Source organism: Streptomyces pactum (assembly GCF_016031615.1).
In the GTDB taxonomy this organism is placed as follows: Bacteria; Actinomycetota; Actinomycetes; order Streptomycetales; family Streptomycetaceae; genus Streptomyces; species Streptomyces pactus.
The window spans coordinates 6672080-6697539 of record NZ_JACYXC010000001.1 but is presented as its reverse complement, the minus strand read 5'-3'; the positions used below and the strand labels follow the sequence as shown (position 1 = coordinate 6697539).

Sequence of the window (25460 nt, the reverse complement as noted above, 5' to 3'; positions counted from 1 at the left end):
CGGGATCGGGCAGGTCCGTTCGGTGATCGCCGTGGCGTGCACGACGTCCCGGGCGACCGTGCGCAGGGTCGCGCTGACCTGGTCGTTCAGCGGGCGCAGATCCTTCTCCTGCGGATGGCGCCCACCCAGCGCACGCCGCCGTAGGGAGAGCAGCAGTTCCGAGCCTTTGCTCGGGCAGGCGAGCATGACGAACCGCTGGATCCGGGCGAGTTCGGCGCCCCTGCCGTCGTGGAGCATACGGGCCAGATACCGCTGGGCGACCAGCCCGCCCTGGCTGTGGGTGAGGAGGAACAGCTGGTCGTACGCACCGGCCTCCGTGACCAGGTACTCCTTGAGGCTGTCGGCGACCGTGTCGATCGAAAGGGGTCAGTGGGGCGACGCCCCGCAGATGGCCGAGGTCCTGGGCCGGAGCATGGTTCCCCGGCCGCTCGGCGGCCGGGGAGCCGGCCCGTTCGGAGTTCCACGGCACCATCACCACAGCGGCGGTCCGACGACGGCTCCGTCGGTGGTCCGCCGGACAGAACCTAGGGGCGGGGGCCGGTGTCCGCCGTCGTGTCGGGCCAGGTGATCTCGAAGTACCTGACCCGTTCGTCCTGCCCGACCGGTTGCATGCCGGCTGCCATCATGACGCGCTGGGAGGCGGTGTTGTCGTGGTCGGCGTCGCCCTTCACGCGGGTGACGCCGTGAGCCCGCGCGAACAGCAGCACCGCACGGAGGGCTTCGGAGGCGTACCCCTTGCCTCGTGCCGCCGGGACGAGACCGTAGCCGATGGTGACGCTGCCGTTCTCGTCCACAGGTCCGTGGAAGCCCAGGCCGCCGATCGCCTGACCGCCCTCGCGCAGGCGGATCTCGTAGTTGCCGAACGGCCGGGGATCACCGGTATCGGCCCAGGTGTTCAGGAGGCGCCTGGCGGCGGAGACGTCCCCGTCGGTGGGGTACCCGGGCGCCCATCGGGCCTCGCCGTCCGGCTCCCCCGCCACCAGTCGCTCCGCCTCGGCGTCGGTCATCGGATGGAGCACGAGCCGCGCTGTCACAAGATCTCCCACAGTCGCCAGGAGTATCACGCCGCCCGAGCGGCCGCGCGGGGTTTTTCCGCTCGGGCGGCTCCCCGCCTCGGTGCGCGGCCGGGCAGCGCCGCCCGGTCCCCCGGCCGCCGGGTCGTGCACGCCGACGGCCGCGTGCCGTAACCCTGTTCGGCTGCCGGGAACGTCTTCCGGCGTGCCGGGGCGGCCGTCCCCGGACCGGTCGGCCGACCGCTGCCCGGTGCGGCTCTCCCGGTACCGCGCCGCCGCTCGCGGTGCCCGGGCACCGCGAGCGGCGGCGCGGGGGCTGGTATGACTGACGCATGCAGGAAGACACCGCCGAGTCGGCGATCGACACATTCCTCTCCGCGTTCAACGTCTCCGACGACAACTACGTGGTCCCGCTGCTGTCCCGGGCCCTGACGCCGGACGTGGTCTTCTGGGGGCCTCTGGGGCGGAGCGAGGGCATCGAGGCGGTTGAGCAGTTCGTGCTGGACATCCGCCGGCACCCGGCCGGCACCGGCACGATGGTCCGCTGCTCGGGGGTGGACATGCCCGGCGAGTGGGCCCGCTACCGCTGGGAGTTCACCGTCCCCGACGGGGGCCCGCGGCTGACGGGGACGGACGTCGTCCATCTGCGGCGGAACCGCATCGACGAGGTGATCGTGTTCGCCGGGGACATCCCCGCGCTGCCCTGAGAAGCCGGCGACGCGGGTGCCGGACCGGGCCCGACCCGGGGGAGGAGCGGGCCCGGCTCGCGGGGCAGAGCCGACCCGGCGCCCGGGGCGGGACGGGCCCGGGCCGGCCGCGGCACGGTCCCGCCGGGTGCCGCCGAGGGACGGCCGGCGCGGGCGCCGCAGCGGTGCCGGACCGCTACCGGACCCGGTATATCCGCCCGGTCTGCGCGCCCTCGACCGAGCGGACGTAGGCCGTCGCCACGCGTGCCGCCGGGACCGCCTCCATACCGGCGAAGAAGGGCCCGTAGGCGGGCAGCGACTCCTCGGCCACCGTCGGGCTCACCGCGTTGATCCGCCGCGGCGGGAGTTCGATCGCGGCGGCCCGCACGAACGCCTCGACCGCGCCGTTGGCGGCGGAGGCGGCCGCCCCGGCCACGACCGGCTCCTCCGTGAGCACTCCGCTGACCAGGGTGAAGGAACCGGTCGGGGCCACGTGCCGGGCACCTTGGCGGACCAGCTCCAGCTGGCTCAGCGCCTTCCCGCGGAAGGTCGCCGCGATGTCCTCGGCGGTCAGCTCGCCCAGCGGCCGGAACACCGCATCGCCGGCCGCGACCGCCACCGCGTCCAGCGGGCCGGCCTCCGCGTACAGCCTGGTGACCGCCGCCGGATCGCTCACGTCGGCCACCAGGTCGCCGCCCGAGCGGCCCACCCCGACCACCTCGTGTCCGCGCGCCGTCAGTGCCCGGCGCACCGCGCCGCCCAGCGTGCCGCCCGCGCCGATCAGGAGAATCCGCACAACCCACCGTCCTCAGGTACCGGTCATCCCGGGACCGTCCCGGGTGGTCCCGACGCTACGGACCGCGCCCCCGGGCCCGGAAATGCCGTCCGGTCAGGGTCTATGCTTCACAGGCATGGATGATGTGGAGCTGCGTCACCTCCGGGCCCTGGACGCGGTGGCCGAGGCGGGAACCGTCACCGCCGCCGCGGCCCGGCTGCACATGACGCAGCCCGCCCTCTCCCGCACCCTCGCGCAGCTGGAGGCTCGGGTGGGGGTGCGGCTGGTGGACCGCTCCTCCCGGCACCTGGCCCTCACCCCGGCCGGGACCACGCTGCTCGGGCACGGCCGGGCGATCCTCGCCCACCTGGACGCGGCGCTCGCCGACACCCGGGCGGTCTCCCGCCCGCTGCGGCTGGGCTACACCTGCGCCGTCCTGGGACGGCAGACCGTCCCGCTGCTGCGCTCCTGGCGCCGCACCCACCCGCACACCCCGCTCGTCGTCGTCCGGCAGGACAACAGCACCGCCGGTCTGGCCACCGGTGACACCGACGTGGCGGTGCTGCGCACCGTCCCCGCCGACCCGCGCATCCGCACCGAGGCGCTCTACACCGAGGACCGGGTCGCCGCCCTGCCCGACGACCACCCGCTCGCGGACCGGGACGGGGTTCTCATGGCCGAACTCACCGCCGACGGGCTGCCGCTGGCCCTGTGGCCGGACACCGGCACCGCCTCCCCGGACCTGTGGCCCCCGGAGCGGCGCCCGGACCGGACCGTGGAGGTGGGTAACGTGGACGAGTGGCTCAACCTCATCGCCGGAGGCGGGGCGTTCGGCCTGGGCGCGGCGGGGACGGCGGAGAGCCACGGCCACCCGGGCGTCCGTTTCGTCCCGGTCGTCGACGCCCCCGCGGCCACGGTCCACCTGGCCCGCCCCGCCCACCCTACGCATCCACGGACCGAGGAGTTCCTTGCCGCGGTCCGCGAGGTGGTCAGCGCCTGACCGGCGCCTCCGGGCCCGGTCGGACGGCGCCCCGGCCGCCGCACGGCCCGGGTCCGCCCGCCGGCCGGCGCTGACGCCGGTCCCCGGGCCGGGCGACCTCCGTGGACACCGTCATCGCCCGTCATCGTCCGTGGACGCCCGTGAGCGCCATGGGCGTCCGTGGGGAGGCACCCGCGAACGGGTTCTTCGGGGGGTGCGCGAAGGGGGCCCTCCGCGGCGGGGACGGAAACGGAGGGCCGCGCACCGGCTCCCCGGCCGGCGCCCTTCGTGGGATCGTGGCTGCCACGAGCGCATGAACGTCATGAAGGTGGCGGGGGGCCATGGAGAGCGCGTCGAACGGGCCGGGGGCCGGGGGGCGGTACGGGCGGTGGGGGGCGACGACCGGCGGCAGGCCGAACAGCGCGGCATCTGGGTGCTGGTCGCCGCCGTGCTGGCGTTCGCCGTGCTGATCCTGCCGCAGGTGCTGGAGGACGACGGTGGCGCCTTGTTCGCCGGGAAGACCCCGCCCCGGTCCGGCGGCCCCCACCGCTCCGGGGCTCCCCGGCCCCAGGGGTGGCCGGCGGGCCGGGCACGGCCGGTGGCGGCTCGGCCGACGGTGGGACGGGCGGGACGGGCGGGTCCTGGGGGGCGTCGGGCGGCTCCGGCGGCGCCGGGACCGCAGGGCGCGTCCGGCGGCTCGGGGTCGGCAGGGACCTCCGGGGGCTCCGGTGCGTCGGGCACCTCCGGCGGTGGTACGCCCGCGCCCCCCGACCCGGCCCACCCCTCCCCCCGGATCCGACGGGCGAGGCGTTCCGGGCGGTGCGCCCCGGTGACTGCCTCGCCGTCTACGACACCGGGCAGGGCCGGTGGAGCGCCCAGGCGCCGTACCGGGTGGGCTGCGGCGGGGGCAACGCGCTGGTACAGGTCTCCGCCGTCCGGTCCAGCTCCGCCGGCTGTCCCACCGGGGCGGGGCGCAGCTACTGGACGTACACCTCGGCGTCGGGCACCACGGCGCTGTGCCTGACCCGTCAGTTCCACGTCGGCTACTGCCTGCTGGCGGAGGAGCGGGGCAGCGGCGACGGGCTGCGGATGCACGCCGGGCTGATGACCGCCGTGGACTGCGAGGCCCGGCGGATTCCCAGCCAGTACGACCGGATCCTGCACATCACCGGGGTGTACGCGGCTCCGGCCGATGCCAACGCGGCCCACTGCGCCCGCGTCCAGGGGGACCGCACCCGCTACTTCGCCTGGGTGGTGGACGGCGGACGGACCCTGCTGTGCACCATGGTGTTCACCGGCTGAGGCGGCGGTCCGGGAAGCCCCTGCGCACGGTCGCGGCCGGCCGGACCGGCGGGTGGTCCGCCGCCCGAGCCGGCCGGGCGGCGGCAGCACGTACCGACGATGCCGGGGAGCCCGGCGGTCCCGGCGTCCCGATGGCCCCGGCGGACGCGGGCACGGACCGGGCGGGCGCCCCGGTCCGGATCCACCGGCGAGGCATGGCGGGACGCGCGCGGGTCCGCCGGCGGGGAGGGCGGACGACGCGCGGGTGCGCCGCCGGTTGCGCCTCGTTCGTGGCGGGCCGTGCCGTGCGGAGTTCCGCACGCCGTCGAGCACCGGGGCCGGTCAACGGGCGTGGGATGATCTTCCCCATGCCTCCAGGGGAGTTGCGTATGCGTCCGGTCGTCCACCTCGTGGGATGCGGTTCACGTCCGACCAGCCGGCTACCGAGCTTGGCGTCCGCCCTCCGGGCCTCCGGCTGGGATCCCTGCATCGTGCCCAGCCCCACCGGGCGGCGCTTCCTGGACGTCGACGAAGCCGAGCGGAGCTCCGGCCGGCCCGTGCGGTGGGAGTTCGATCCCGACGACCCCGTAGAGCTGCCGCCCGCGCAGGCGGTCGTGGTGGCCCCGGCCACGTTCAACACGGTGGTCAAGCTCGCCGCCGGAAGCGCTGACACGCTGGCGCTCGCGGTCACCGCCGAGGCGATCGGCAAAGGGCTGCCCGTCCTCGTCGTGCCCTGGACGAACGCCGACCTGGCGGCCCACCCCGCCTACGCACCGGCGGTCCGCACGCTTCGGGAGTGGGGCCTGCATGTCGTCCCGGCCGACCAGTCGGACCCCTTCCCGTGGGCCGCGCTGCGGGACCGGTTGCACCGGCTCCGCACCCCTCCGGGGTGAGCGCACCGGCCGTCGTCCCCACCGCAACGGGCTGTCCGGCATCGTGGTGACCGGCCGGGCCGGCGCGCCCGGCCGTGGCCCGGGTGCACGCCTTCCGGCACGGTCCCGGCCCCGTGCCGCCGGCCGGGCCGCGCGACGGATGAGCGGAACGGCCACGTCGAGGAACAGCACCGGCCGGTTCACGGTTCCCCCGGGCTCCCGCACCCGTGCGCGGGATGCGGCTACCGGGTCGCGATGCGCATCACGCCCGCGCACAGGCCCAGTACCAGCAGGACGCCCCCGCCCGGCGCGACGGCCGCCAGCGGCAGCCCGGAGACGGCGCCCAGCAGGCAGTAGCAGGCGGCCACCACCGAGATGACCCGCTGCACCTCGTGCGGGCCGTTCCGGTTGAGCCGGACGACCAGCGCCATGAACACCGCGGCCCACAGCGCGGCGCGCGGCTGTCCGAGGGAGACGTCGTCGAAGAGTTCGGCGGCGGTCCGGTACCAGCCCTCCTCGGCCAGGGAGCTCCAGGACTTCAGCAGGTCGCGCAGATAGCCCGGCGCCTGTCCGCCGCCCGGTTTCCCGACGTCCTTCAGGTCGTGCCGCACGATCTCGGAGAGCACCAGAGCCGTCAGGCCCAGGCTGTGGCACACGCCGGGCCCGATGCCGATCGCGTCCTTGCGTGCCTTCGGTGGTCCGTCCCGCCCCGCCTCGTCCACGTCCACGTCCGGCGTCGTCGCGTCCATCGCGCACCCCTCCCCCACGTCCCCCACGTCGCTGACATCGTCCACCGGAGGGTGCGGGTCCGCCAGTCCCGGGAAGGGGCCGCCGTCCGCGCCGGGGCGGCCGCTGCGTACGGCCGCCGGGGGCATCCTCGCGGGCGGGCGTACCCACGGGGCGGGTGCGTCCGCTCACGGAGCAGCGGCCGGGCGGCGGTTCCGGTGCGGTGTTCCGGCGTCCGCCGTGCGGAGGCGCGCGGTCCGGTGGGTGCCTCCGGTCAGGCCGCGGGGGCCGCGTCTCAGTCGACGGTCCGGCGGAAGACCTGCCGGGAGCCGCCCTCGGGGCCCGGGTCGGCGGCCTCGGCGGGGGTGAAGCCCAGGCCGAGGTAGAAGTCGCGGGCCCCGCTGGCGGTGGCGCCGGGGTGGTCCGCGCCGAAGGTGACGACCTCGATGCCGGCCGGGCCCCGCACCCAGCGGCGCACCGCGTCGTCCAGCAGGGCGCGGCCGACACCCTGCCGCCGGGCCTGCCGGGAGACGACGAGCCAGTGGAGGTGGTGGACCGGCGCCCGCCCACCGAACAGCAGGCCGCCAAGGAGGTCCGGGCCCGAGGAGGTGGCCACCAGCGCGGCGGGCCGGCGGATGTGGCCGTGCACCGCGTCATGGAAGCCGGGGTCCTCCACCATCGGTCCGAACCAGTGCTCGACCTGGGCGGCCAGCTGGAGGAAACCGGGGAAGTCCCGTTCCTCGGCGAGTCTGACGATCATCCGGCCAGTCTGGCAGGACGGGGACGCGCCGCCGACGGGCGTTCCGCTCCCCGGACTGCGGGCGCCCGCCCCGGGCACCGGGCTCCAGGCCCCGCCGGGCGGCCCGGCCACCGGACTCCAGGCTCCGGGAGCGCCGGCCGGTCCCGGCCACCGGTGTTTGGTCGGGCCCGCCGGCCGGGCCCGGCCGCGACCTCTTCACCGGCTCACCGGCCGCCGCTCCCCCGGCCCGGTCGCACGCCGGATCCCCGGCGGAGCCGCATGCGGGGCCATGTGAGGAGGCCGGATAAGGAAATACCCCGGCGCGGGTATCGGCCGGGGTATTTCTCTGCGTATATTGGAGGTTTCCATGCCCTGAATCAGCTGTGTTCTCCGGAGCGGCGGCGGCCGCATTCACACGCTTTTTCGGTCACGCATGGAGAAGATTTATGCACGCATCATATCCGCCCGGGAGTGGAATTGTCAAACGCGGAGACAAACGCGGAATTGCGGAACGAGCAGGAATTCATCGACCGGCTCTACGAACGCCTCGCCGAGCTGCGTTCGGCGTCGGAGCGGGCGATGAGCGACGCCCTGTCGCGGGACGCCGGCACCTTCCAGGCGCGGGTCGAACGCGATGTGCTGGTGGCCGAGCAGTCCGGACTGCTGGCCGCCCTGAACAGCGGCGAGCGGGGACTGTGCTTCGGGCGGCTGGTCTTCCGGGACGGCCGGGACCACCACATCGGCCGGATCGGCGTCCGGCTGGACGACGCCGACCGCACCCCGCTGGTGGTGGACTGGCGGGCCGAGGTGGCACGCCCCTTCTACCTGGCCACCGGGCACACCCCGATGGGGCTGCGCCGCAGACGCCACATCACCACCGAGGACCGGCGGGTCACCGCCCTGCACGACGAGATCCTGGACCTCGGCGACCCCGAGCGGACCGGCCACGAGGGGACGGACGCCGACGCGGTGCTGCTGGCCTCGCTGGACTCGGCCCGTACCGGCCGGATGCACGAGATCGTGCAGACCATCCAGGCCGAGCAGGACCGGGTGATCCGCGCCGCGCACCGCGGCGTCCTGGTCGTGGAGGGCGGCCCGGGCACCGGGAAGACCGTGGTGGCGCTGCACCGGGCGGCCTATCTCCTCTACGCGCACCGCGAGCAGCTGGCCCGCCGCGCCGTGCTGGTGGTCGGGCCGAACGCGACGTTCCTGCGGTACATCGGCGAGGTGCTGCCCTCCCTGGGCGAGACCGGCGTGCTCCTGGCCACCCCGGGGGAGCTGTTCCCCGGGGTGCGGGCGACCGGCACCGACACCCCGCGGGCCGCCGAGGTGAAGGGCCGCGCGGCGATGGCCACGGCCCTGGAGCGGTTCGTCCTGGACCGGCAGACCCTGCCGGACCCGGCGATCGTGATCGACCACGAGGACGGCGAGCTGGTGCTGGACGCGCGGATCGCGGAGACGGCGCGCGGCCGGGCGCGCTCCTTCGGCCTGCCGCACAACCTGGCCCGCCCGCACTTCACGTTCGCCGTCATCGACGCGCTCACCGCCCAGCTGGCCGACCGGATCGGCGCCGACCCGTACGGCGGGCCGAACCTGCTGGGCCCCGACGACCTCGCGCTGCTGGCCAAGGGGGTGGCGGACAACCCCGGGGTGCACGCGGCGGTGGAGGAGCTGTGGCCGGTCCTCACCCCGCAGGAGCTGGTCGCCGACTTCCTGGCCGACCCCGTCCATCTGCCGCCGGAAGACGCCGCGGCCGTCCGGCGCGCCGGCGGCCCGTGGACGGTCGCCGACGTCCCGCTGCTGGACGAGGCCGCCGAACTGCTCGGTGAGGACGACTCGGCGGCCCGGGCCCGGGCGGAGGCCGAGCGGCAGGAACGCGTCGCGTACGCGCAGGGCGTGCTGGACCTGTCCTACGGCTCCCGGACCCAGGAGTTCGAGGACCGTGACGACGAGGAGTCGGAGGTGCTGGCCGCGCACGACCTGGTGGACGCCGAGCGGCTGGCGGAGCGCCACGAGGAGGCCGACCACCGCAGCGCCGCGGAGCGCGCCGCGGCCGACCGCACCTGGGCGTTCGGCCACGTCATCGTGGACGAGGCGCAGGAGCTGTCCGCCATGGCGTGGCGGCTGCTGATGCGCCGCTGCCCGACGCGCTCGATGACCCTGGTGGGCGATCCGGCGCAGGCGTCGGAGCCGGGCGCCTGCGGTTCCTGGGACGCCATCCTCGGACCGTACGTGGGCGACCGCCGGCAGCTGGTCCGGCTGGGCGTGAACTACCGGACGCCCGCGCAGATCATGGAGGTCGCCACCCGGGTGGCCCGGTCGGCGGACCCCGGTTTCGAGCCGCCGCGCTCGGTCCGCGCCACCGACGCGCGCCCCTGGGCGTGCCGCGCCGACGACCTGCCCCGGGCCGTCGCCGAGGCGGTGGCCCGGGAGACGCCCGACGAGGGCAGGCTGGCCGTCATCGCCCCGGCCGCGCACCACGCCGCCCTCGCCGCCGCGCTGCCGTCCGCCTCCGGCGGGCCCTCCCCCGACCTGGCCGCACCCGTGGTGCTGCTGACCCCCCGTGGGGCCAAGGGGCTGGAGTTCGACACGGTGATCGTGGTGGAACCCGCCGAGTTCCGCACGGCCGACCTGTACGTCTCACTGACCCGGGCCACGCAGCGGCTGGGCGTGGTGCACACCGGTGCGCTGCCCGCCGCACTGGCCGGGCTGCCGGAGCCGGCCGGGACGCCCGCGGGGTGACGCCCGGCCCGGCCGGACGGACCCGCCGGGCCGGGCGACGGTCGGGTGGGCGGCTGCGCGTCGGGCAACGGCGAGTGCGGGCGGGGCAGGGCGTACGGCAAGCAGGCCGGGACCGCCCCCGGGCCTGCGTACGCGGTGCCCCGTCGGGCCGGGAGCCGGCAGCCGCGGCGCCGGGAGGGGGGGCGGGGCGGTCGGTGCCGGGACAGGGACCGGCCGGGGCGGTCGGGGCGGGGCGGGGGTCCCAGGCGGGGCGGGGACCGGGCGGCGGCGCCGTGGCGCACGGGTCCCACGCCCGGCCCCTCACCGGCCCGTCGGCCGCTCCGCCGTCACCGGCCCGCCGGCCGCTCCCCTCTCACCGGCCCGTCCGCCCTCCGTGCGCCGTCACTGACCCACTCGTCCGTCGATGCACTCGCGCAGCAGGTCGGCGTGCCCGCAGTGCCGGGCGTACTCCTCGACCCGGTGCACCAGCAGCTCCCGGATCGCCATCCGGTCCTCCCCCACCCGCTCGCCCGGGTCCGGGAAGGCAGCCAGCGCGGCGTCCGTCGCCGCCTGTTCGCGCTCCAGGTCGGCGTACGCGGCGTCCACCACGGCCTGGTCGGGGACGGCTTCGTCGAAGTCCGCGTCCCGCCGGCCGTACAGCTTGGGCAGCGGGTCGCCGTCGGTGATCCAGTTGCGCCAGTCCCGCTCCACCTCGGCGAGGTGCCGGACCAGGCCCAGCAGCGACATCGTCGAGGGCGGGACCGACCGGCGGGCCAGCTGCTCCGGGTCCAGGCCCTCGCACTTCATCCGCAGGGTGAGGCGGTAGTCCGTCAGGTACTCCCGCAGCGTGGCGAGTTCGCCGTCCGGGCCGGGGCCCTTCCGGTCGCGGGGGTCGTCGTCCGGGTCGAGCCACATGTCGGGGTGGACCGACGCCTGGGTCCATCGTGCGGGTTGTTCGCTCATGTGTCGCATGGTGGTCCGAGGAGGTCCTGGTCCGCCACCGTTTTCCCGTTCCAGATGTGCCGCCACGGCCGGGCGGGCCGGAAGGCGCCGGCGGCCTTCCGGGACGGACACCGGCCCGAGATGGCGGAGCGGGTCGGGCGTGGGCCGGAAGGCGCCGGCGGCCGGCCGGTGGTGCCCCTGGTCCCGGGGCGCGGCGGCGCGGCGGTCCTCACCTGGCGTCAGGATGCCGGGAAGGCCCTGCACGGCTGGTTGAGGTGGCCCGTACGGCTGAAGCGGGGCCGGAGGCCCCGGGGTGCCGCAGGGGGTGTCAGGCCCCCAGGTAGGCGAGGACCGCGCGCACCCGGCGGTGGTCGTCGGGGGCCGGCGGCAGGTCGAGCTTCTGCAGGATGCTGGCGATGTGCTTCGCCACCGCCGCCTCCGACACCACCAGCGCACGGGCCACCGCGGCGTTGGAGCGCCCCTCCGCCATGAGGGCCAGCACCTGGCGCTCACGGGGCGTCAACCGGTTCAGCGGGTCGCGGCGCCGCGTGAGCAGTTGCCGTACCACCTCCGGATCCACCACCGTGCCGCCGTCCGCCACCCGGCCGACCGACGCCATGAACTCCGCGACGTCCCCGACCCGGTCCTTCAGCAGATACCCGGTGCCCGCGCCGGACCGTCCCGCCAGCAGTTCCTCCGCGAAGGTCTGCTCGATGTACTGGCTGAGCACCACCACCGCCGGCGTCGGCCGCAGCCGCTGGAGTTCGCGTACCGCGCGCAGTCCCTCGTCGGTGAACCCGGGCGGCATCCGCACATCGGCGATCACCACATCGGGCCCGTGCTCCACCACCGCGCCGACCAGCGACGGGCCGTCGCCCACCGCGGCCGGGACGGTGTGCCCGAACCGCTCCAGCAGCCCGACCAGCCCCTCCCTGAGGAGCACCGAGTCCTCGGCGATCACCACCGTCAGTTGCCGCACGGGATCTCCACTCGTACCAGGGTCGGCCCGCCGGCCGGGCTGGACAGCAGCATTCTGCCGTTCACCGCCGCCACCCGGTCGGCCAGCCCGGTCAGGCCGGAGCCCGCCGCCGGGTCCGCGCCCCCGCGACCGTCGTCCGACACCTCCACCACCAGCACCCCGCCGCGCAGCCGCCCGGTCACCCGCCCCGCCGTCGCCCCGCTGTGCCGCGCCATGTTGGTCAGCGCCTCGCACACCGCGAAGTACGCCGCCACCTCCACCGGTCCCGGCAACCGGTGCGGCAGGACCACATCGGGCTCCACCGGCACCGCCGTCCGGCCCGCGGCATCCCGCACCGCCGCGGCCAGCCCCCGCTCGGTGAGCACCTGCGGATGGATGCCGTGGATCACCTCCCGCAGTCCGGCGAGTGCCTCCTTCGCCATCCGGTGCGCCTCGGCCACCTCCCGCGCCGCCCGCGACCCGGCTGGCAGGTCCAGCCGCGCGAGCCCCAGCTTCATCGTGAGCGCGACCAGGCACGCCTGCGCCCCGTCGTGCAGGTCCCGTTCGATACGCCGCCGCTCCGCGTCGAACGCGTCCACCAGCCGGGCCCGGGACTGCCGCACCTCCCGCAGCTCCCGCTCGCCGGGCGCGAGTACGGCGAGCGCCACCGCCGACCGGGCGGCGGCCCACGCGGCGACCGGGTACGCCGCCACCGGGAGCAGGAGCAGCCCCGCCACCGGCCCGCAGGCCACGGCCCAGGGCCCGGCCTCCGGCTGCCACGGGGCGGACATCAGCACCCCCGGGACCCCCGCGCACACCAGCACCACCGCGAGGTCCACCCAGCCCAGCGCACAGGCCGACAGCGCCCCGTACCCGGCGGCGCGCCAGCCGCCCGCGTCCCGCAGCCCGGCCCGCGCCGGCACCGCGTCCGGATGCGTCAGCCGCAGCCGCCGCCGCTCCACCGCCCCCGCCGCCAGGACGACGGACGCGAACAGCAGCAGCCCGCTGACCATCGTCGCGACCAGGCCGGTGCGCCGCCAGGAGGCGACGAGGCCGGCCGCCGCCAGCCCGGCGGCCACCCCGGGCAGGGCCCCCAGGAGCAGCGAGGCCGCCGCCCTCCAGGGCCACCGCGAGCACCAGAACCGCAGCGGTCGCCGGACCAGCGCGTCCGGCAGGGTACGAGGAACCATCCGCCGACCGTAACCGCGGGCCGGGCCGGGCACAGTAGTGCCAGGTGGAGTACGGGAGTAGCGCTGCCGCCCATGTGCGCGCCGACCGCCGCGGGTTGACTCGCCGGCATGTCCACAGCCACCTCCGCATCCCGGGCGGACCATGCCCGTCCGGTGCGACTGCACGCCGTCAGCAAGCGGTACGGGACCGGCGCCGGCGCCGTGACCGCGCTCGACCACGTCACCCTCGACTTCGCCGCCGGCACCATGACCGCGGTCATGGGCCCCTCCGGCTCCGGCAAGTCCACCCTGCTGCACTGCGCCGCCGGGATCGACCGGCCCACCGAGGGGCGGGTGGTCATCGCCGGCACCGAGACCGGGGGCCTCGACGAGACCGCCCTGACCCTGCTCCGCCGGGAACACGTCGGCTTCGTCTTCCAGACCCTCAACCTCGTCTCCGCGCTCACCGCGGAGCAGAACGTCGCCCTCCCGTTGCGGCTCGCCGGGCGCCGCCCCGACCCGGCGACGGTACGCGCGGCGCTCGCCGAGGTCGGGCTCGCCGACCGGGCCGGCCACCGGCCCGGCCAGCTCTCCGGCGGTCAGCGGCAGCGCGTCGCCATCGCCCGGGCGCTCATCACCCGCCCCGCGGTGCTCTTCGCCGACGAGCCCACCGGCGCCCTGGACAGCGCCGCCTCCCGCACGGTGCTCCACCTGCTGCGCCGGCTCGTCGACCGGCACCGGCAGACCGTGATCATGGTGACCCACGACGCGGCGGCGGCGTCCTGGGCGGACCGGGTGGTGCTGCTCGCCGACGGCCGGTTCGTCGACGAGATCACCGGCCGTACCCCCGCGGCGGCCATCGCCACCCGGATGACCGCCCTGGAGCGGCCGGCATGATCACGCTCGCCACCGTCCGGGAGCGCCGCACCGCGCTCGCCGGCTCCTTCCTCGCGCTGTGCCTGGGCGTCGCCATCCTCACCATGAGCGCCCTCATCCTGCTCTCCGACGGAACGCGGGTGCCCGCCCGGTACGCCGGGACCCCCGTCGTCGTGAAGAGCACCGAAGGCCGCGGCCAGCCCGGCCAGTTCCTCGACGCGGCGCCCTGGTCCCCCGCGCGCACCGCCGAACTCACCCGCCGCCTCGCCGCCGTCCCCGGGGTGCGCGCGGCCGTACCCGACCGCTCCTTCTACGCCCAGGCCGTGCTCGACGGCACCCCCGCCGGGGACCAGGAGAAGGGCGAACGGCAGGGGCACGGCTGGTCCAGCGCCGCCCTCGCCCCCTGCCGGCTCACCGAAGGACGGCCGCCGCGCCACGCCCACGAGGTCGCCCTCGACCGCACCCTCGGCCCCCGGCCCGGCGACCGGGTCACCCTGCTCACCGCGCGCGGCCCGGCCCCCTTCACCGTCTCCGGCACCGTCGACGGCCCCGGCTACTACCTCACCGACGCGACCGCGGCCCGGCTCGCCGGAGGCGTCCGGACCATCGGGGTGCTCACCCGCCGCGGTGCCGACCCGGCTGCCGTGGCGGCCGCCGCCGAACGCCTCGCCCGCGGCAGCGGCCAGGTGCTCACCGGTGACGGACGACGGGAACTGGCCCCCGCCCAGGACGCCAGGACCCGCTGGATCGGCGGGCAGGTGCTCACCGCCATGACGGTGCTCTCCCTCTTCGTCACCGTCTTCGTCACCGCCTCCACCTTCGCCTTCGCCGTCAGCCGGCGCCGGCGCGAGTACGGCCTGCTGCGCACCGTCGGCGCCACGCCCCGGCAGTTGCGCCGCATGCTCCGCACCGAAGCCCTGGTGGTCGGCGCGGCCGGCGCGGGCGCCGGGGCGCTGCTCGGCGCCGCCGGGGCGCCCGCACTGGCCGGCGTGCTGGCGGACCACGGGTTCCTGCCGGCCGGTTTCGCCGTCGACCTCCGCCCCTGGGTGCTCGCCGCGGCCGGTGCCACCGGGCTGGGCGCCGCCCTCGCCGCCGTGGGCTCCGCCTCCCGGCGCGCCGGGAGGATCGGCCCCCTCGACGCACTGCGGGAGGCCGAGACCGACGACCGCCCGATGTCCCGCGCCCGACTCCTCACCGGCTGGGCCTGCACCGCGCTCGGAGCCGCCGCCTGCCTGGGCAGCGCCGTCGCCGACCCCACGGACATGGTGACCCTCGCCCTCGCCTCCGCCGTCGGTCTCGTCACCGGGATGGCACTGCTCACCCCCGGCCTCGTACCGCCGGTGGTCCGGTTCGCCACCCGGCCGCTGAACCGCTGGGCGGGCGCGACCGGCACGCTGGTGCGGGAGACCATGCTCACCGCCGTCCGGCGCACCGCCTCCACCACCGCCCCGGTGCTGGCCACCATCGGCTTCGTGGTCCTGATCACCGGGAACACCCAGACGTCGGTGCACGGTCACACCGCCCGCGACACCGCCGCGGTGCGCGCCGAGGCCGCTGTGGTCGCCGACGGCACGCCGGGGCTGTCGGACGCCGCCGCCGACGCGGTGGACGGCACGCCGGTCCTGCCGACCACCCTCCACGCGGGCCCGCGCCGGACCGCGGTGGAGGGCGCCGGAGTCGAACCGGGCGCGTTCACCGCCGTGCACCACCGGCTGACCGTCGTCTCCGGATCCCTCGCCGCCCTCCGCGCCCCGGACACCGTGGCCGTCTCCCGCTCGACGCTCGCGCTGCTGGACGGCCGGGCGGGCGGCACCGCCCGGGTCACCTTCGAGGACGGGCGCACCGGCCGACTGCGGATCGTCGCCGTCCTCACCGACGGGTCCGCCCCCTACGGGATTCTCCTGCCGCGCGCCACCGTCCGCGCCCACGATCCGTCCGCGCTCACCGAGGTCGTCCACCGCACCGGCCGCACACCCGCCGGCCTGCCCGCCGCCCTCGGCACCCGGGAGATCAGCCTCGCGGCCCACGCCGGCCGTGCCGACGCGGAGGAGGAGCGCCTGGTGTGGGTCTTCACCCTGCTGCTCGTCGGCATGTCCGCCGGATACACCGGCATCGCGGTCGGCAACACACTCCTGATGGCCACCGCGGACCGAGTGCCCGACTTCCGCGTCCTGCGGCTGACCGGCGCGACCGGCCGTCAGGTGCTGTGGACCGTCGCGGCGGAGACCACGATCGTGGTGGCGCTCGGCACCGTACTCGGCGGGCTCGCCGCGCTGCCTTCACTCCTGGGCATCCGGGCCGGCCTCAGCGCGAGCCTCGGCGTGCCGGTCGATCTGGTCGTCCCCTGGACACCGGTCCTCGCCGCCGTCGCCGGCACGTGGGCCCTCGCCCTCGCCGCGAGCCTGCTGCCCGCCCGGGCGGCGCTCCGCAGACCCCTGGGGTGAGCGGGGACGCCCAGGAGGGAGAACCGCAGCCGGCGGGACCGGTCGGGCCCGCTCCGGCGGGGCCGACCGGCCCGGTCGGGCCAAACCGGCCCCGTCGCGTTCTCCTTCCGGGCGTCGTCAGCGGATCCGCGGTGCGCCGGGCCGTCAGCTGCCGCCGGGCGGGCGGGAGATCACGCCCTCGATGAGGGCGACGGTGGCCCGGGGATCCTCCACCTCGATCACCAGTCGGTCGTACGCCTCGTCGTCGGCGAGTTCGATGACGACCGCCTTGCTGGGGTTCCGCACGTTCCAGAAGAGGCGTTCGCCGTCGCGGCGGAAGCGGCCGGCGGTGACCACGCCGGGTATGTGGGTGCCGCCGACACGGATGCCCTTCGGCTCCCGGGCGATCCCGGGGTCGTGGGTGGCGCCGCGCACATGGGCGAGCGGCACCTCCAGCCGGCTCTTGATCGCCCAGAGCTTGTCGAGCCCGGAGAACTCGGCGGTCAGCAGACCGTGTTCGCGGTCGACGGCGATCTTGGCCATGGTCAGTGCTCCTTGGGTTCGGTGCGGGCGCGCAGGCGCAGGCGGGTGCCGAGGACGACCGAGGCGGCCCGGACGGCGGCCTCGCCGTGGGAGGGGCGCAGGGCGTCCTCCAGGGCGGCGATGCCCTCCGCGACCAGCGCGGCGACCTCCGGATCGTGCGGGGCGCGTTCGGCGGCGGCGAGGAGGAGGAGCCCGGCGGCCGGGCCGTTGTCGTACGAGGCGATCGCCGCCGCCAGCGCCCCCTCCGGGTCGGTGACGGTGGCGATGGCCGCCGCCGTCGGTCGGATCTCGTGGTCCAGGTGGTCGCGGAGGGCGGTCAGGTGCAGGCCCCGTTTGGAGCCGAAGACCTTGTAGAGACTGCCGCGGTGGATGCCGGTGGCGGTCACCAGATCGTCCACCGAGGTTCCCTCGTAGCCGTGCGCGGCGAAGAGGGCGGCGGCGGTCGCGACGGCCTGGTCGGCGTCGAAGGCGCGTGGTCGTCCCATGCCCCCTACCGTAGAAGTATAAGAACGATCAGTCAAGAACGATCGTTCTTGAACGGACCGGCCCGGGGCCGGCGTGCCGCTTGGGGCGGGGACGGCCGGGAGCGGGGAGGGCGGGAGCAGGGGACGGCCGGAGCAGCTCGGGGACGGAGCCGGGCGGTGCCGGCGGCCGGGCGCCGGTCTCCGTCCCGCCGGCCCGCCGGACGGCGCGGGCCCGGCGTCCCTCGGGACCGTAGACAGCGCCGCCCTCTGCGGACTCCCTGGCGCGCGGGCATCCCGGCGTGCGGACGGTGTGGGGTACGGGCGGCACGGCGTACGGGGGCACCCGGCGTACGGATACCTGATCCGTCGGGAATCCGGCCCTCGGCCAACCGGCGTACGGGCGGCCCGGCACCGGAGAACTCCCTCGCGTGGCACGGCGGGTGGGGCGGTGCGCCCGGTGGGACGGGCGGACCCGCGCCGCCGCCCGGTGGTCCGGGGCGCCCCTCCGGACGGCCACGCGGGTCACGCCGGCCGCGCGGGTCACGCCGGCCACGCCGGCCACGGACGACGGGCACGCCCACCGGCAACGGCCCGGTGGCGCCGGAGGGTCGGAGCCGGGCCGCCGGGGGGCAGGACAGAGGGCGGGGCCACCGGGGACGCGGCCACCGGGGAGGCCGCCGCAGCCGGACCACCGGGGCGGGCCGCCGGGACCAGGGCGCACCGCCCGGAGGGACGCCCGGGGCGTCTCCCCGCCCGGGCGTCCTTCCGGGCAGCCGACCGCCGGTGGGCGTCAGGGGTGCGGGGCCGCGGGTGGGCGTCAGGGGGCGGGTTCCAGCCCCCAGCCGGCGGCCCGGCCGGCCTGCGGCGGCGCGGTTGGGAACGTCGAGCTTGGCGAGGATGTGCTCGATGTGCGTGCTCACCGTACGGGCGCTGATGAAGAGCCGGTCCGCGATCTCGCGGTTGGTCCGCCCGCGGGTCAGCTCGGCGAGCACCTGTACCTCGCGCACGGACAGGGCCGCCGGCCGGGCCACCGAACGGCACACCACCAGCAGGGCGGCGCCCTGTCGGCTCACCCGCAGTTCGAGCAGCTCCCGCCGGTGCGGCACCACCACCGTGGCGGGCAGCGGCCGGCGGGCGGCGGTACGCCGGGCCAGCAGCGTCAGGGGGGCGTCGGCCTCGGCGAGGCCGGGCGGCGGCTCCCCGCTCACCGGCACCGGGGCCGCCTTGGGGGACGGTGGCAGCGTCACCGAGCAGATCTCGCTCCCGGCTTCCCGCGCGGCGGCCGGTTCCGCGGCGGCGGGCTGCCGTCGCAGCGGGTCGGCGACGACGGCCAGGCACTCCCCCAGCAGGGCCATCACGGCCCGCACCGGGGCCTCGTCGCACCGCCCCCGGGTGGTGCTCACGTTGAGCACCCCGACGTACCGGCCGTCCGCGGCGACCAGCGACTGGGACATGCCGTCCGCCACCCCCAGCGGCTCCAGCACGTCCCGGAACCCCGCCGAGGCGCGCCGCACCCGGCCGGGCACGTCGTACCACCAGCGGATGCCGTCCGGGGCGTGGCGGATCAGCGTGAAGGCCGGGTCCTCGTGCATCCGGGTCTCGGTGTAGGAGGTGGCGCGGTCCGGATAGCTGCTGACCAGCGTGAGGTGACGGCGGCGCAGCGGGTCCCAGCGGGACAGCGAGGCGTGGTCGTAGCCGATCACGCCGGTCAGCGCCGCCAGCACCCCGTCCACGCCGCCCGTCCCCCGCACGGCGTGCAGCGCGGCCCGGCGTACCTCCAGCGCCGCGCCGAGCACGTCCGAGGCGGCCCGCTTCCGTGTCCCCCGTACCCCCATCCGTTCAGCATGGAGAACGGGCCCGCCACCGGTCAAACGGAGAGTTCGTCGTGGACGACCGCACCGCCGACCGCGGTGAACAGCACCGGCAGGCCGGTGATCCGGTCCGGGTCGGCGCCGAGCAGGTCGCCGCCCAGCACGCACAGGTCCGCGGCCTTGCCCACCTCCAGGGAGCCCTTCCAGTCCTCGGCGAAGTCCTGCCATGCGGCGTCGGTGGTGTAGGTGCGCAGCGCCGCTTCGAGCCGGTCCCGGTGCTCCGGTCCGCCGGGCCGGCCGCCCGCCCCCGGGCCGCACCGCAGCATGGCGGCGAGCCCCTGCCGCCAGTCGGGGAAGGCGGCGGGGGCGTCGGAGCCGCTGATCACGGTCACCCCGGCGTCCCCGGCGTCCGGGCAGAACCACCCGGGCGCAACCTCCTGCCGGCCGGCGGCCGTCCAGGCGGCGGTGGGGTTCAGGCCGATCCCCAGGCCGGCCTCCGCCAGCCGCTTCAGGCCGCGGGCGGTCAGCCGGTCGCCGGGGAGGACGTAGTGCCGGGCCTCGGGCCGGGAGTGGGCGGCGTCCGCGGCCGCGAAGGCGTCCACCACGGTGTCCAGGTCGTGATCGCCGGTGACGTGCACCGCGGCCTGGTACCCGGCGGCGTGCGCATGGCGGATCATCTCCGCGACCCCGGCGGCCCGTTCCGCGCCGGTGGCCCCGGCGGGCAGCGGCCCGGGGCCGCCGGCCCGGCACCGCTCGTGGGCCGGGGGCGGGCCGTCGGGCCCGTCCCCGTCGGCGAAGATGTTCACCCCGATGACGTCGAGGCGGCGGAAGTCGGGCGTGCGGGGCAGTTCCGTCCCGTCCAGGATCCGGATGAACTCGGCGGCGGTGCCGGCCCTGCCGGTCGGCAGCAGCAGCACGCTGACCCGGGCGGTCAGCTCCCCGTCGACGAGCAGCCGCCGGTAGGTGTCGAGGGTGGCGGTGGCCAGGGCGCCGCGCATCAGGGTGTCCCCGCCGGGGCCCAGCGCCGGCTCGGTGAAGCTGGTGATGCCCAGCCGGGCCAGGGTGCCCAGGGCCGCCCTGATCGCGTCGGCCCGTAACCGCGGGGTCAGCGGGGGCAGCGCCCGCTCCAAGGCCGCGCGGGCGTCGTCCCGCAGCAGCCCGGTGGGCTCGCCGGCCTCGTCGGTGAGCAGGCCCGATCCCGGCGGGGCGGGGGTGTTCCGGTCGATCCCGGCGCGCCGCAGCGCGGCGGAGTTGGCCCAGGCGGCGCGTCCGCAGCCGGAGAACAGCACCACCGGGTGTCCGGGGGCGACCGGGTCCAGGTCGTACCGGGTGGGTAGCCGGGCGGGGTCGGCGGCGCATTCACGTAACCGGCTCAGGTCCCAGCCGTGGCCGGTGATCCACTCCCCGGCCGGGGTGCGCAGGGTCGCGGTCCGCACCGCCTCCGCCGCGTCCGCCAACGACCGCACGGCCGGGCCGGCGAGGTCCAGGGCCAGCGGGGGCCGGGTGAGTCCGAACGAACAGGCGTGCAGGTGCGTGTCGTTGATGCCGGGCAGCAGCGTCCCGCCCCCGAGATCGATCACCCGGGTGCCGGGGCCGGCCTGCGCCATCACCTGCGCACGGTCCCCCACCGCGCTGACCAGGCCGCCGGTCACCGCCAGGGCGGACGCCACGGTGAACACGGGATCGACGGTCAGCACCGAGCCGTTGACGAAGACCAGATCCGCGGAGGCGGCAGACACACCGATGTCCTTTCAGCGAGGTGCGGCCCGGCCGCCCGCCGCACGGCAGGGAACACGACGGGGCCGGAACGGGCTGCAAGGACTATGCGGCCGCCCGTACCGGATGCACATCCGTCATCCGACGGATGCCGGGCGCCGGTTCAGGGTACGCCGACCGGCACCCGCGCACGGCACGGGGGGCGGGCCGGGAGACCGCGGCCGGCATGGTGGCGCACGACGGGGTACGCGAGGGACCGGAACGGTAGCCGCCTGTCACGGTGAGGAGCAGTCATGGTGGTGCGACACCCCGCGGAACGTACGGAGGGCAAGGGCCGGTTCGAGCGGCTCGCCGAGGCCGCGTCGAACTTCACCAGTTCCCCCCTCTTCCACGGCATCTGCCTGGTGCTCGTCGCCTTCTTCGTCGTCACCCACGCCGCCGGAATGGGCCAGACCTGGATGTTCCTGGCCGGGGACCTGATGACGGCGGTGACGCTGCTGCTGCTCGCCCTGCTGAAGAACTCCGAACGCCGGGCCGAGCACGCGGTGCAGCGGAAGCTCGACGCGATCGCCGCGGCACTGCTGGAGCAGCACGAGGGCCGGACCGTCCGGGCCCACGACGATCTGCGCCGGGCCATCGGGATGGACGAGAAGGTCTGATCCGCCCCGCCGGGCACGGGGACACGGCGGCCGGGCCACGCCCCGGGGCGGCGGTACCGGGGGCGCTGCGGTGCCCCGGTGCCCCGGGTGGCGGTACCCGGGTGCGTCGGTGTCCCGGCCCTGGGCCCGGCCGACGGGCCCGGGACCAGGACCGCGGTGTTCCGTCCGGGACGGGGACGACCCGGACGGAACACCGCGGTCCGGACCTGCTCCGGACGGGGCCGCGCGCCGGCCGCCGGCCGCGCCGCGCCCCTCCGGCACACCGGCGGGCGCCGGGCGGGCCGGGCCGGCCGGCTCAGTCGTCCGCCTCGCCCATGGCGGCGATGAGGCTCTTGGGCCGCAGATCCGTCCAGTTCTCCTCGACGAAGGCCAGGCAGGCGGCGCGGGTGTCCTCCGGGTGGGCGACGGTCCAGCCGGCGGGCACGTCGATGAACGAGGGCCACAGGGAGTGCTGTCCTTCGTCGTTGACCAGGACGACGTAGGTGCCGTTCTCGTCCTCGAAGGGGTTGGTCATGGGGCTCGGGTCTCCTCGGGTGTCGGTCGGTGCGGATGCCGGGGCGGACCGGACCCGGCAGGGGCCCGGCCCGCCCGGGGTGGGGCGCCCGGCCGGGCACCGCGCTCCGGCGGCGTCCGGCCCGCAACCCGGTGGCCACCGGGTCCTGACGCCGGCGGCGACCGGTGACCGGGGAGCCGTCCGGCCGGGGCCGGGCGGTCCCCCGCTCCGTACCGAGCTTGGGGCCGGGCGGTGGATAAACCGTCGCGGCCCGCTGTACCCGCCCCCGCGGCGCCGGCCGGGGCCACGGGCGAGGACGACCGCGGCCGGTGCGCCGGGCCCGCCGGCCGGCGGTCACCCCGCCGAGGCCCGTGCGGCCCGCCATTCCGGCGCGAGCACCGCCCACAGCTCCTTGTCGTGGCGGACCCCGCCGGAGGGCCAGGACTGCCGCTGCACGCCCTCCCGGGTCATGCCGAGCCGCCGGGCGACCGCCGCGCTCCGCTCGTTGTCGGACCGGCAGCGCCATTCGGCGCGGTGCATCCCGCGGACGGTGAAGGCCCAGTCCAGCAGGGTGTGGCAGCCCCGGGTCACCAGACCGTGGCCCTCGGCGGCCGGCTCCAGCCAGCACCCCAGCTCGCAGACGCCCAGGGCGGCGTGGAACTCCACGAACATCACCCCGCCGACGAGCGTGCCGTCGAGCCAGATGCCGTGCAGGCCGGCGCTGTCCTCGGCCCGGCGCTCGGCGTAACGGCGCAGCGTGGCGCGCGCCCCGTCGAGGTCGTCGGTGACGAACGAGGCCCCGACCCAGGGCCGGATGTGCTCCCGCGCCCGGTCCAGGTGCGCGGCGAATTCCTCGGCGTGCCAGACCTCCAGCGGGCGGAGTTCGGCGTCATCGCCGAGCGGGACGGAGAACATGGGGACCCCATTCACACAACAAGCGTTATGGATATGTACGGTAGCAGCATGCCACGTACCAAGGGGGACCACGAGGCCCGCCGCCGGGAGGTCTCCGAGGCGGTCTGGCGGGTGCTGGCCGCGCACGGCTTCGGCGGTCTGACGCTCCGGGCGGTGGCCGCCGAACTCGGCGCGAGCACCGGCCTGCTCACGCACTACTTCCCGGCCAAGCGGGACCTGGTCGCGCACGCCCTGGACCTGCTGGAACAGCGCAGTGCCGACCGTCCGCGCCGGACCGGCGGCCCGGGCCTGTCCGCCGTGCGCGCCGCGCTGCTGGACATCCTGCCGCTGACCGCCGAGGCCACCGCCGGCAACCGGATCTGGGTGTCCTCCTGGGACACCGCGCTCGCCGACCCGGCGTGGACCGAGGACTACGCGGGGAAGTACGCGCGCAGCCGCGAGAAGCTGCGCGACCTGGTCGCCGCCGCCCAGGACCGGGGCGAGCTGACCGGCGGTGACCCGGCGCGCATCGCGGCCGGCGCGCAGGCGTTCGTCCTCGGCCTGGTGGTGCAGGCGCTGTTCGACCCCGGGGCGTTCCCGCCCGACCGCCAGGTGGCGCTCCTGGACGACTACCTGGCAGCGCTGACCGTCCCGCCCGCGGGGACATGACCTGCGGGGCCGCCCCGGCCGAGGCCCCGCCGCCCCGGCGGCGGCTCCGTCACCCGGCCGGCCGGCGCCGCCGGTGGTGGTTGGTGATCGGGCCCGGTCCCGGCCTGACCGGACGGGACCGGACCGGGCGAGGGAAGCGTCCGCCGGGGGGCGGGTGGCTCATCCGCGCGTGCGGGAACGCAACGCGCCGGGCGCATCGGCCCGCGTCATGGTGGGTCGGCGTACCCGCGCGTGCGGGAACAGGGCGCACCCCGGGCACCGGGAGCAGGGGGGCGTACGGGGGTCACAGGCGACGGCACCCGGGCGCCGGGGCCTCTCACCGGACCTGACGGGCGCACCTGCCCGGCACGACGGGCGGGCCCCCCGGGCACGCCCCGGTGTCAGGAGCGGCGCCGGGACCTGCCCTGCCGCCCGCCGGCGGGCTTGCGCGGGTTCTTCCCCGGCGCGGCGGCCCGGCCGCGCGCCGGTGTCCGCCGCGGCGTGCCCTCCGCCGCCCGCGGCCGCTGCTCCTTCGGCTGCTCCGGTGCCGGGCGGCGGCCCCGGGTGCTGTTGACGGTCCGCCCGCGGACGATCCCGATGAAGTCCTCCACCATGTCGGTGGTGGCCTCCTGCGGCCAGCACAGCCCCACCCGGGACTGCGGGGCGTCGGTCACCGGCCGGTAGGTGAGGTCCCGTCGGTGGTGCAGGCGGGCGAGCGACTGTGGGACCACCAGCAGGCCCACCCCGGCCGCCACCAGCTCCACCGCGTCCGCGGTGGTGGCGGGGCGCTCCTTGGCGGGCGTCCCGGGGCGTCGTTGCCAGTCGAGGGTCTCGTCCATCGGGTGCAGCACGATGTCGTCGGCCAGGTCCTCGGCGGACACCTCCTCGACCGCCGCCACCAGATGGTCCTTGGGGACCACGACCACCGTCGTCTCGGTGTAGAGGGGGATCGCGCTGAGGTCGTCCGGCCGGTCGGCCGGCAGCCGCGCGAGCCCGGCGTCGGCCTCCCCGTTCCGCAGGGCGCCGAACGCCTCGGCGGCGGACACCTGGACCAGGGTCAGCGGGATGTCCGGCAGTCGCTCGTTCCAGATCCGCACCCACTTTGCGGGGGTCACGCCGGGGACGTACGCGAGCCGGAACGAAGGGGTGGTCTCCGAGCCTGTCACGTGGCCAGGCTACCGGGCGTGGCGTGCGGTGCCGGACGGCTCGCTACCCTGGACGGCATGACGACGCACACGAGCACCCAGACCATGAAGCCCGCGACCGCGGCGAAGAAGCTGGGTGTGTACCTCGAAGCCACCCCCGCGGAGTTCCGGGAGGGCGTCGTCTCACGGGCCGAGCTCAACGCGCTGCAGGCCGATCCGCCGCAGTGGCTGCGGGAGCTGCGGCGCAACGGCCCGCACCCCCGGCCGGTGGTCGCGGCCAAGCTGGGCGTGTCCATCTCCGGTCTGGCGCGGGGCGGGGTCACCGAGCCGCTCACCACCGAGCAGATCGAGGCCCTGAAGGCCGAGCTTCCCGAGTGGCTGGTGCGCGAGCGCGCGGTCCAGGCGGAGGTCCGCAAGGAAGCGCTGCGGCTGAAGGAGACGAAGGAGAAGCGGGAACAGGCGGCCTGACCGCCCGCCCGGTCCGGGCGACCCCACGACCGAACGACCCCACGGCCGTGCGGCCCGTCGACCCACGGCCGCACGGGCGCGGGTCACCGGCCGCAGGCACCGGCCCGCCCCTCCCCTACGGCGTGGTGCGCCGGAGCCCGGCGCGGCCCGTCGGTCCGGTACCTACCGCGCGACCTGCCGGACGCCGACGCACCGTGCCGTGCCGCGTCCCGGATCACGAACCGTTCCCGCGCCGGGTCTCCGGGCCACCGGGTGGCGAACGGTTTCCGCCGGGCCGTGTAGCCCTGCGGTGTCCCGGCTCCTGTCCTGCCCGCCCGCGTGGCGGGGCCCGCGTGCGAGCGGGCCCGTCCCGGGCCATCCTGACCCGTGCGGCCGACGGCGACCGACCGCCGTCGGCCGCACGGCCTCACCGCCCGTACCGGCGGCCCCGTCCGGTGGCGTACGCCCCCGTACCGCGCG

The 25460-nt window shown here is 76.6% G+C and carries 24 protein-coding genes; 10 read left to right on the top strand and 14 right to left on the bottom strand.

The features are described from left to right. Nucleotides 1-524 precede the first annotated feature (524 nt). A complete protein-coding gene (locus IHE55_RS26430; protein ID WP_197991320.1) occupies nt 525-1046 on the bottom strand; it encodes a GNAT family N-acetyltransferase in 522 nt (173 codons plus the stop codon). 299 nt (nt 1047-1345) lie between these two features. Between IHE55_RS26430 and IHE55_RS26425 the strand changes: the two genes are divergently transcribed. Further along, nucleotides 1346-1720, top strand: a complete 375-nt coding sequence (locus IHE55_RS26425; RefSeq protein WP_197991319.1) for a nuclear transport factor 2 family protein — start codon at nt 1346-1348, stop codon at nt 1718-1720. A 175-nt stretch (nt 1721-1895) separates the two neighbouring features. Here the strand turns inward: IHE55_RS26425 and IHE55_RS26420 are convergent, their stop codons facing one another. Beyond that, nucleotides 1896-2495 (bottom strand): short chain dehydrogenase, encoded by a 600-nt coding sequence (locus tag IHE55_RS26420; RefSeq protein WP_197991318.1) that lies wholly within the window; start codon nt 2493-2495, stop codon nt 1896-1898. A gap of 115 nt (nt 2496-2610) precedes the next feature. Here IHE55_RS26420 and IHE55_RS26415 point away from each other — a divergent pair, with 115 nt between their 5' ends. The 3 genes from IHE55_RS26415 (at nt 2611) to IHE55_RS26405 (ending at nt 5627) form a co-directional block, all read left to right on the top strand. After that, entirely contained in the window at nt 2611-3474 is an 864-nt protein-coding gene (locus IHE55_RS26415; RefSeq protein WP_197991317.1) for a LysR family transcriptional regulator, read from the top strand. A 798-nt stretch (nt 3475-4272) separates the two neighbouring features. Beyond that, nucleotides 4273-4755, top strand: a complete 483-nt coding sequence (locus IHE55_RS26410; protein ID WP_197991316.1) for an LppU/SCO3897 family protein — start codon at nt 4273-4275, stop codon at nt 4753-4755. A 131-nt stretch (nt 4756-4886) separates the two neighbouring features. After that, entirely contained in the window at nt 4887-5627 is a 741-nt protein-coding gene (locus IHE55_RS26405) for a flavoprotein (protein WP_307826826.1), read from the top strand. Nucleotides 5628-5848: 221 nt separating this feature from the next. On the opposite strand, the gene IHE55_RS26400 is transcribed toward IHE55_RS26405, so the two are convergent. Both IHE55_RS26400 and IHE55_RS26395 read right to left on the bottom strand, forming a co-directional pair. Further along, on the bottom strand, nt 5849-6355 hold the full coding sequence (locus tag IHE55_RS26400) for a hypothetical protein (RefSeq protein ID WP_232265704.1): 507 nt from the start codon (nt 6353-6355) through the stop codon (nt 5849-5851). 272 nt (nt 6356-6627) lie between these two features. Next, nucleotides 6628-7092: a GNAT family N-acetyltransferase gene (locus IHE55_RS26395; RefSeq protein WP_197991315.1), complete on the bottom strand. Its 465-nt coding sequence runs from the start codon at nt 7090-7092 to the stop codon at nt 6628-6630. Between the two features lie 483 nt (nt 7093-7575). On the opposite strand from IHE55_RS26395, the gene IHE55_RS26390 reads away from it, so the two are divergent. Beyond that, complete coding sequence (locus IHE55_RS26390; protein WP_232265703.1) at nt 7576-9813, top strand: HelD family protein; 2238 nt, start codon at nt 7576-7578, stop codon at nt 9811-9813. A 381-nt stretch (nt 9814-10194) separates the two neighbouring features. On the opposite strand, the gene IHE55_RS26385 is transcribed toward IHE55_RS26390, so the two are convergent. The 3 genes from IHE55_RS26385 to IHE55_RS26375 all read right to left on the bottom strand — a co-directional run bounded on the left by IHE55_RS26385 (nt 10195) and on the right by IHE55_RS26375 (nt 12882). Next, nucleotides 10195-10764, bottom strand: coding sequence for a DinB family protein (locus IHE55_RS26385; protein ID WP_197991313.1), 570 nt, complete (start codon nt 10762-10764; stop codon nt 10195-10197). A gap of 298 nt (nt 10765-11062) precedes the next feature. Then, the gene (locus IHE55_RS26380; RefSeq protein WP_307826825.1) at nt 11063-11713 is read right to left on the bottom strand and encodes a response regulator; all 651 of its coding nucleotides are present in this window, start codon (nt 11711-11713) and stop codon (nt 11063-11065) included. After that, nucleotides 11701-12882, bottom strand: a complete 1182-nt coding sequence (locus IHE55_RS26375) for a sensor histidine kinase (RefSeq protein ID WP_197991312.1) — start codon at nt 12880-12882, stop codon at nt 11701-11703. The genes IHE55_RS26380 and IHE55_RS26375 overlap by 13 nt, the downstream gene beginning before the upstream one ends. Nucleotides 12883-12990: 108 nt before the next feature. On the opposite strand from IHE55_RS26375, the gene IHE55_RS26370 reads away from it, so the two are divergent. Both IHE55_RS26370 and IHE55_RS26365 read left to right on the top strand, forming a co-directional pair. Further along, nucleotides 12991-13758: an ABC transporter ATP-binding protein gene (locus IHE55_RS26370; protein ID WP_197991311.1), complete on the top strand. Its 768-nt coding sequence runs from the start codon at nt 12991-12993 to the stop codon at nt 13756-13758. After that, entirely contained in the window at nt 13755-16181 is a 2427-nt protein-coding gene (locus IHE55_RS26365) for an ABC transporter permease (RefSeq protein ID WP_197991310.1), read from the top strand. The genes IHE55_RS26370 and IHE55_RS26365 overlap by 4 nt, the downstream gene beginning before the upstream one ends. Nucleotides 16182-16325: 144 nt before the next feature. Here the strand turns inward: IHE55_RS26365 and IHE55_RS26360 are convergent, their stop codons facing one another. Genes IHE55_RS26360 through IHE55_RS26345 form a run of 4 tightly spaced genes read right to left on the bottom strand, consistent with a single transcriptional unit; the run spans nt 16326 to nt 20717 of the window. Next, entirely contained in the window at nt 16326-16703 is a 378-nt protein-coding gene (locus IHE55_RS26360) for a hypothetical protein (protein WP_197991309.1), read from the bottom strand. Between the two features lie 2 nt (nt 16704-16705). Beyond that, nucleotides 16706-17188: a TetR/AcrR family transcriptional regulator gene (locus tag IHE55_RS26355; RefSeq protein ID WP_197991308.1), complete on the bottom strand. Its 483-nt coding sequence runs from the start codon at nt 17186-17188 to the stop codon at nt 16706-16708. 32 nt (nt 17189-17220) lie between these two features. After that, nucleotides 17221-19002, bottom strand: coding sequence for a helix-turn-helix transcriptional regulator (locus IHE55_RS31805; RefSeq protein ID WP_232265702.1), 1782 nt, complete (start codon nt 19000-19002; stop codon nt 17221-17223). A gap of 32 nt (nt 19003-19034) precedes the next feature. Continuing rightward, on the bottom strand, nt 19035-20717 hold the full coding sequence (locus IHE55_RS26345; RefSeq protein WP_197991307.1) for an amidohydrolase: 1683 nt from the start codon (nt 20715-20717) through the stop codon (nt 19035-19037). Between the two features lie 270 nt (nt 20718-20987). Between IHE55_RS26345 and IHE55_RS26340 the strand changes: the two genes are divergently transcribed. After that, entirely contained in the window at nt 20988-21353 is a 366-nt protein-coding gene (locus tag IHE55_RS26340; RefSeq protein WP_197991306.1) for a low affinity iron permease family protein, read from the top strand. A gap of 295 nt (nt 21354-21648) precedes the next feature. On the opposite strand, the gene IHE55_RS26335 is transcribed toward IHE55_RS26340, so the two are convergent. Together IHE55_RS26335 and IHE55_RS26330 are read right to left on the bottom strand one after the other, a co-directional pair. Beyond that, nucleotides 21649-21867, bottom strand: a complete 219-nt coding sequence (locus IHE55_RS26335) for an MbtH family protein (RefSeq protein ID WP_197991305.1) — start codon at nt 21865-21867, stop codon at nt 21649-21651. A gap of 333 nt (nt 21868-22200) precedes the next feature. Continuing rightward, the gene (locus tag IHE55_RS26330; RefSeq protein ID WP_197992261.1) at nt 22201-22761 is read right to left on the bottom strand and encodes a GNAT family N-acetyltransferase; all 561 of its coding nucleotides are present in this window, start codon (nt 22759-22761) and stop codon (nt 22201-22203) included. 48 nt (nt 22762-22809) lie between these two features. On the opposite strand from IHE55_RS26330, the gene IHE55_RS26325 reads away from it, so the two are divergent. Next, entirely contained in the window at nt 22810-23409 is a 600-nt protein-coding gene (locus IHE55_RS26325; protein ID WP_197991304.1) for a TetR/AcrR family transcriptional regulator, read from the top strand. Nucleotides 23410-23789: 380 nt separating this feature from the next. Here the strand turns inward: IHE55_RS26325 and IHE55_RS26320 are convergent, their stop codons facing one another. Continuing rightward, entirely contained in the window at nt 23790-24554 is a 765-nt protein-coding gene (locus tag IHE55_RS26320; RefSeq protein ID WP_197991303.1) for a LysR family substrate-binding domain-containing protein, read from the bottom strand. Nucleotides 24555-24611: 57 nt separating this feature from the next. Between IHE55_RS26320 and IHE55_RS26315 the strand changes: the two genes are divergently transcribed. After that, nucleotides 24612-25001 carry a DUF5997 family protein gene (locus IHE55_RS26315; RefSeq protein WP_197991302.1) on the top strand — a complete coding sequence of 130 codons (390 nt, stop codon included), beginning with the start codon at nt 24612-24614 and terminating at the stop codon, nt 24999-25001. The last annotated feature ends 459 nt before the right edge of the window (nt 25002-25460 follow it).

Excerpts from the sequence above, each read along its gene's own strand:
- IHE55_RS26425 (WP_197991319.1), top strand. The coding sequence starts at position 1,346 with ATGCAGGAAGACACCGCCGAGTCGGCGATCGACACATTCCTCTCCGCG.
- IHE55_RS26415 (WP_197991317.1), top strand. The coding sequence starts at position 2,611 with ATGGATGATGTGGAGCTGCGTCACCTCCGGGCCCTGGACGCGGTGGCC.
- IHE55_RS26405 (WP_307826826.1), top strand. The coding sequence starts at position 4,887 with ATGGCCCCGGCGGACGCGGGCACGGACCGGGCGGGCGCCCCGGTCCGG.
- IHE55_RS26400 (WP_232265704.1), bottom strand. The coding sequence starts at position 6,355 with ATGGACGCGACGACGCCGGACGTGGACGTGGACGAGGCGGGGCGGGAC.
- IHE55_RS26395 (WP_197991315.1), bottom strand. The coding sequence starts at position 7,092 with ATGATCGTCAGACTCGCCGAGGAACGGGACTTCCCCGGTTTCCTCCAG.
- IHE55_RS26385 (WP_197991313.1), bottom strand. The coding sequence starts at position 10,764 with ATGCGACACATGAGCGAACAACCCGCACGATGGACCCAGGCGTCGGTC.
- IHE55_RS26375 (WP_197991312.1), bottom strand. The coding sequence starts at position 12,882 with ATGGTTCCTCGTACCCTGCCGGACGCGCTGGTCCGGCGACCGCTGCGG.
- IHE55_RS26370 (WP_197991311.1), top strand. The coding sequence starts at position 12,991 with ATGTCCACAGCCACCTCCGCATCCCGGGCGGACCATGCCCGTCCGGTG.
- IHE55_RS26365 (WP_197991310.1), top strand. The coding sequence starts at position 13,755 with ATGATCACGCTCGCCACCGTCCGGGAGCGCCGCACCGCGCTCGCCGGC.
- IHE55_RS26360 (WP_197991309.1), bottom strand. The coding sequence starts at position 16,703 with ATGGCCAAGATCGCCGTCGACCGCGAACACGGTCTGCTGACCGCCGAG.
- IHE55_RS26355 (WP_197991308.1), bottom strand. The coding sequence starts at position 17,188 with ATGGGACGACCACGCGCCTTCGACGCCGACCAGGCCGTCGCGACCGCC.
- IHE55_RS31805 (WP_232265702.1), bottom strand. The coding sequence starts at position 19,002 with ATGGGGGTACGGGGGACACGGAAGCGGGCCGCCTCGGACGTGCTCGGC.
- IHE55_RS26340 (WP_197991306.1), top strand. The coding sequence starts at position 20,988 with ATGGTGGTGCGACACCCCGCGGAACGTACGGAGGGCAAGGGCCGGTTC.
- IHE55_RS26335 (WP_197991305.1), bottom strand. The coding sequence starts at position 21,867 with ATGACCAACCCCTTCGAGGACGAGAACGGCACCTACGTCGTCCTGGTC.
- IHE55_RS26330 (WP_197992261.1), bottom strand. The coding sequence starts at position 22,761 with ATGTTCTCCGTCCCGCTCGGCGATGACGCCGAACTCCGCCCGCTGGAG.
- IHE55_RS26325 (WP_197991304.1), top strand. The coding sequence starts at position 22,810 with ATGCCACGTACCAAGGGGGACCACGAGGCCCGCCGCCGGGAGGTCTCC.
- IHE55_RS26315 (WP_197991302.1), top strand. The coding sequence starts at position 24,612 with ATGACGACGCACACGAGCACCCAGACCATGAAGCCCGCGACCGCGGCG.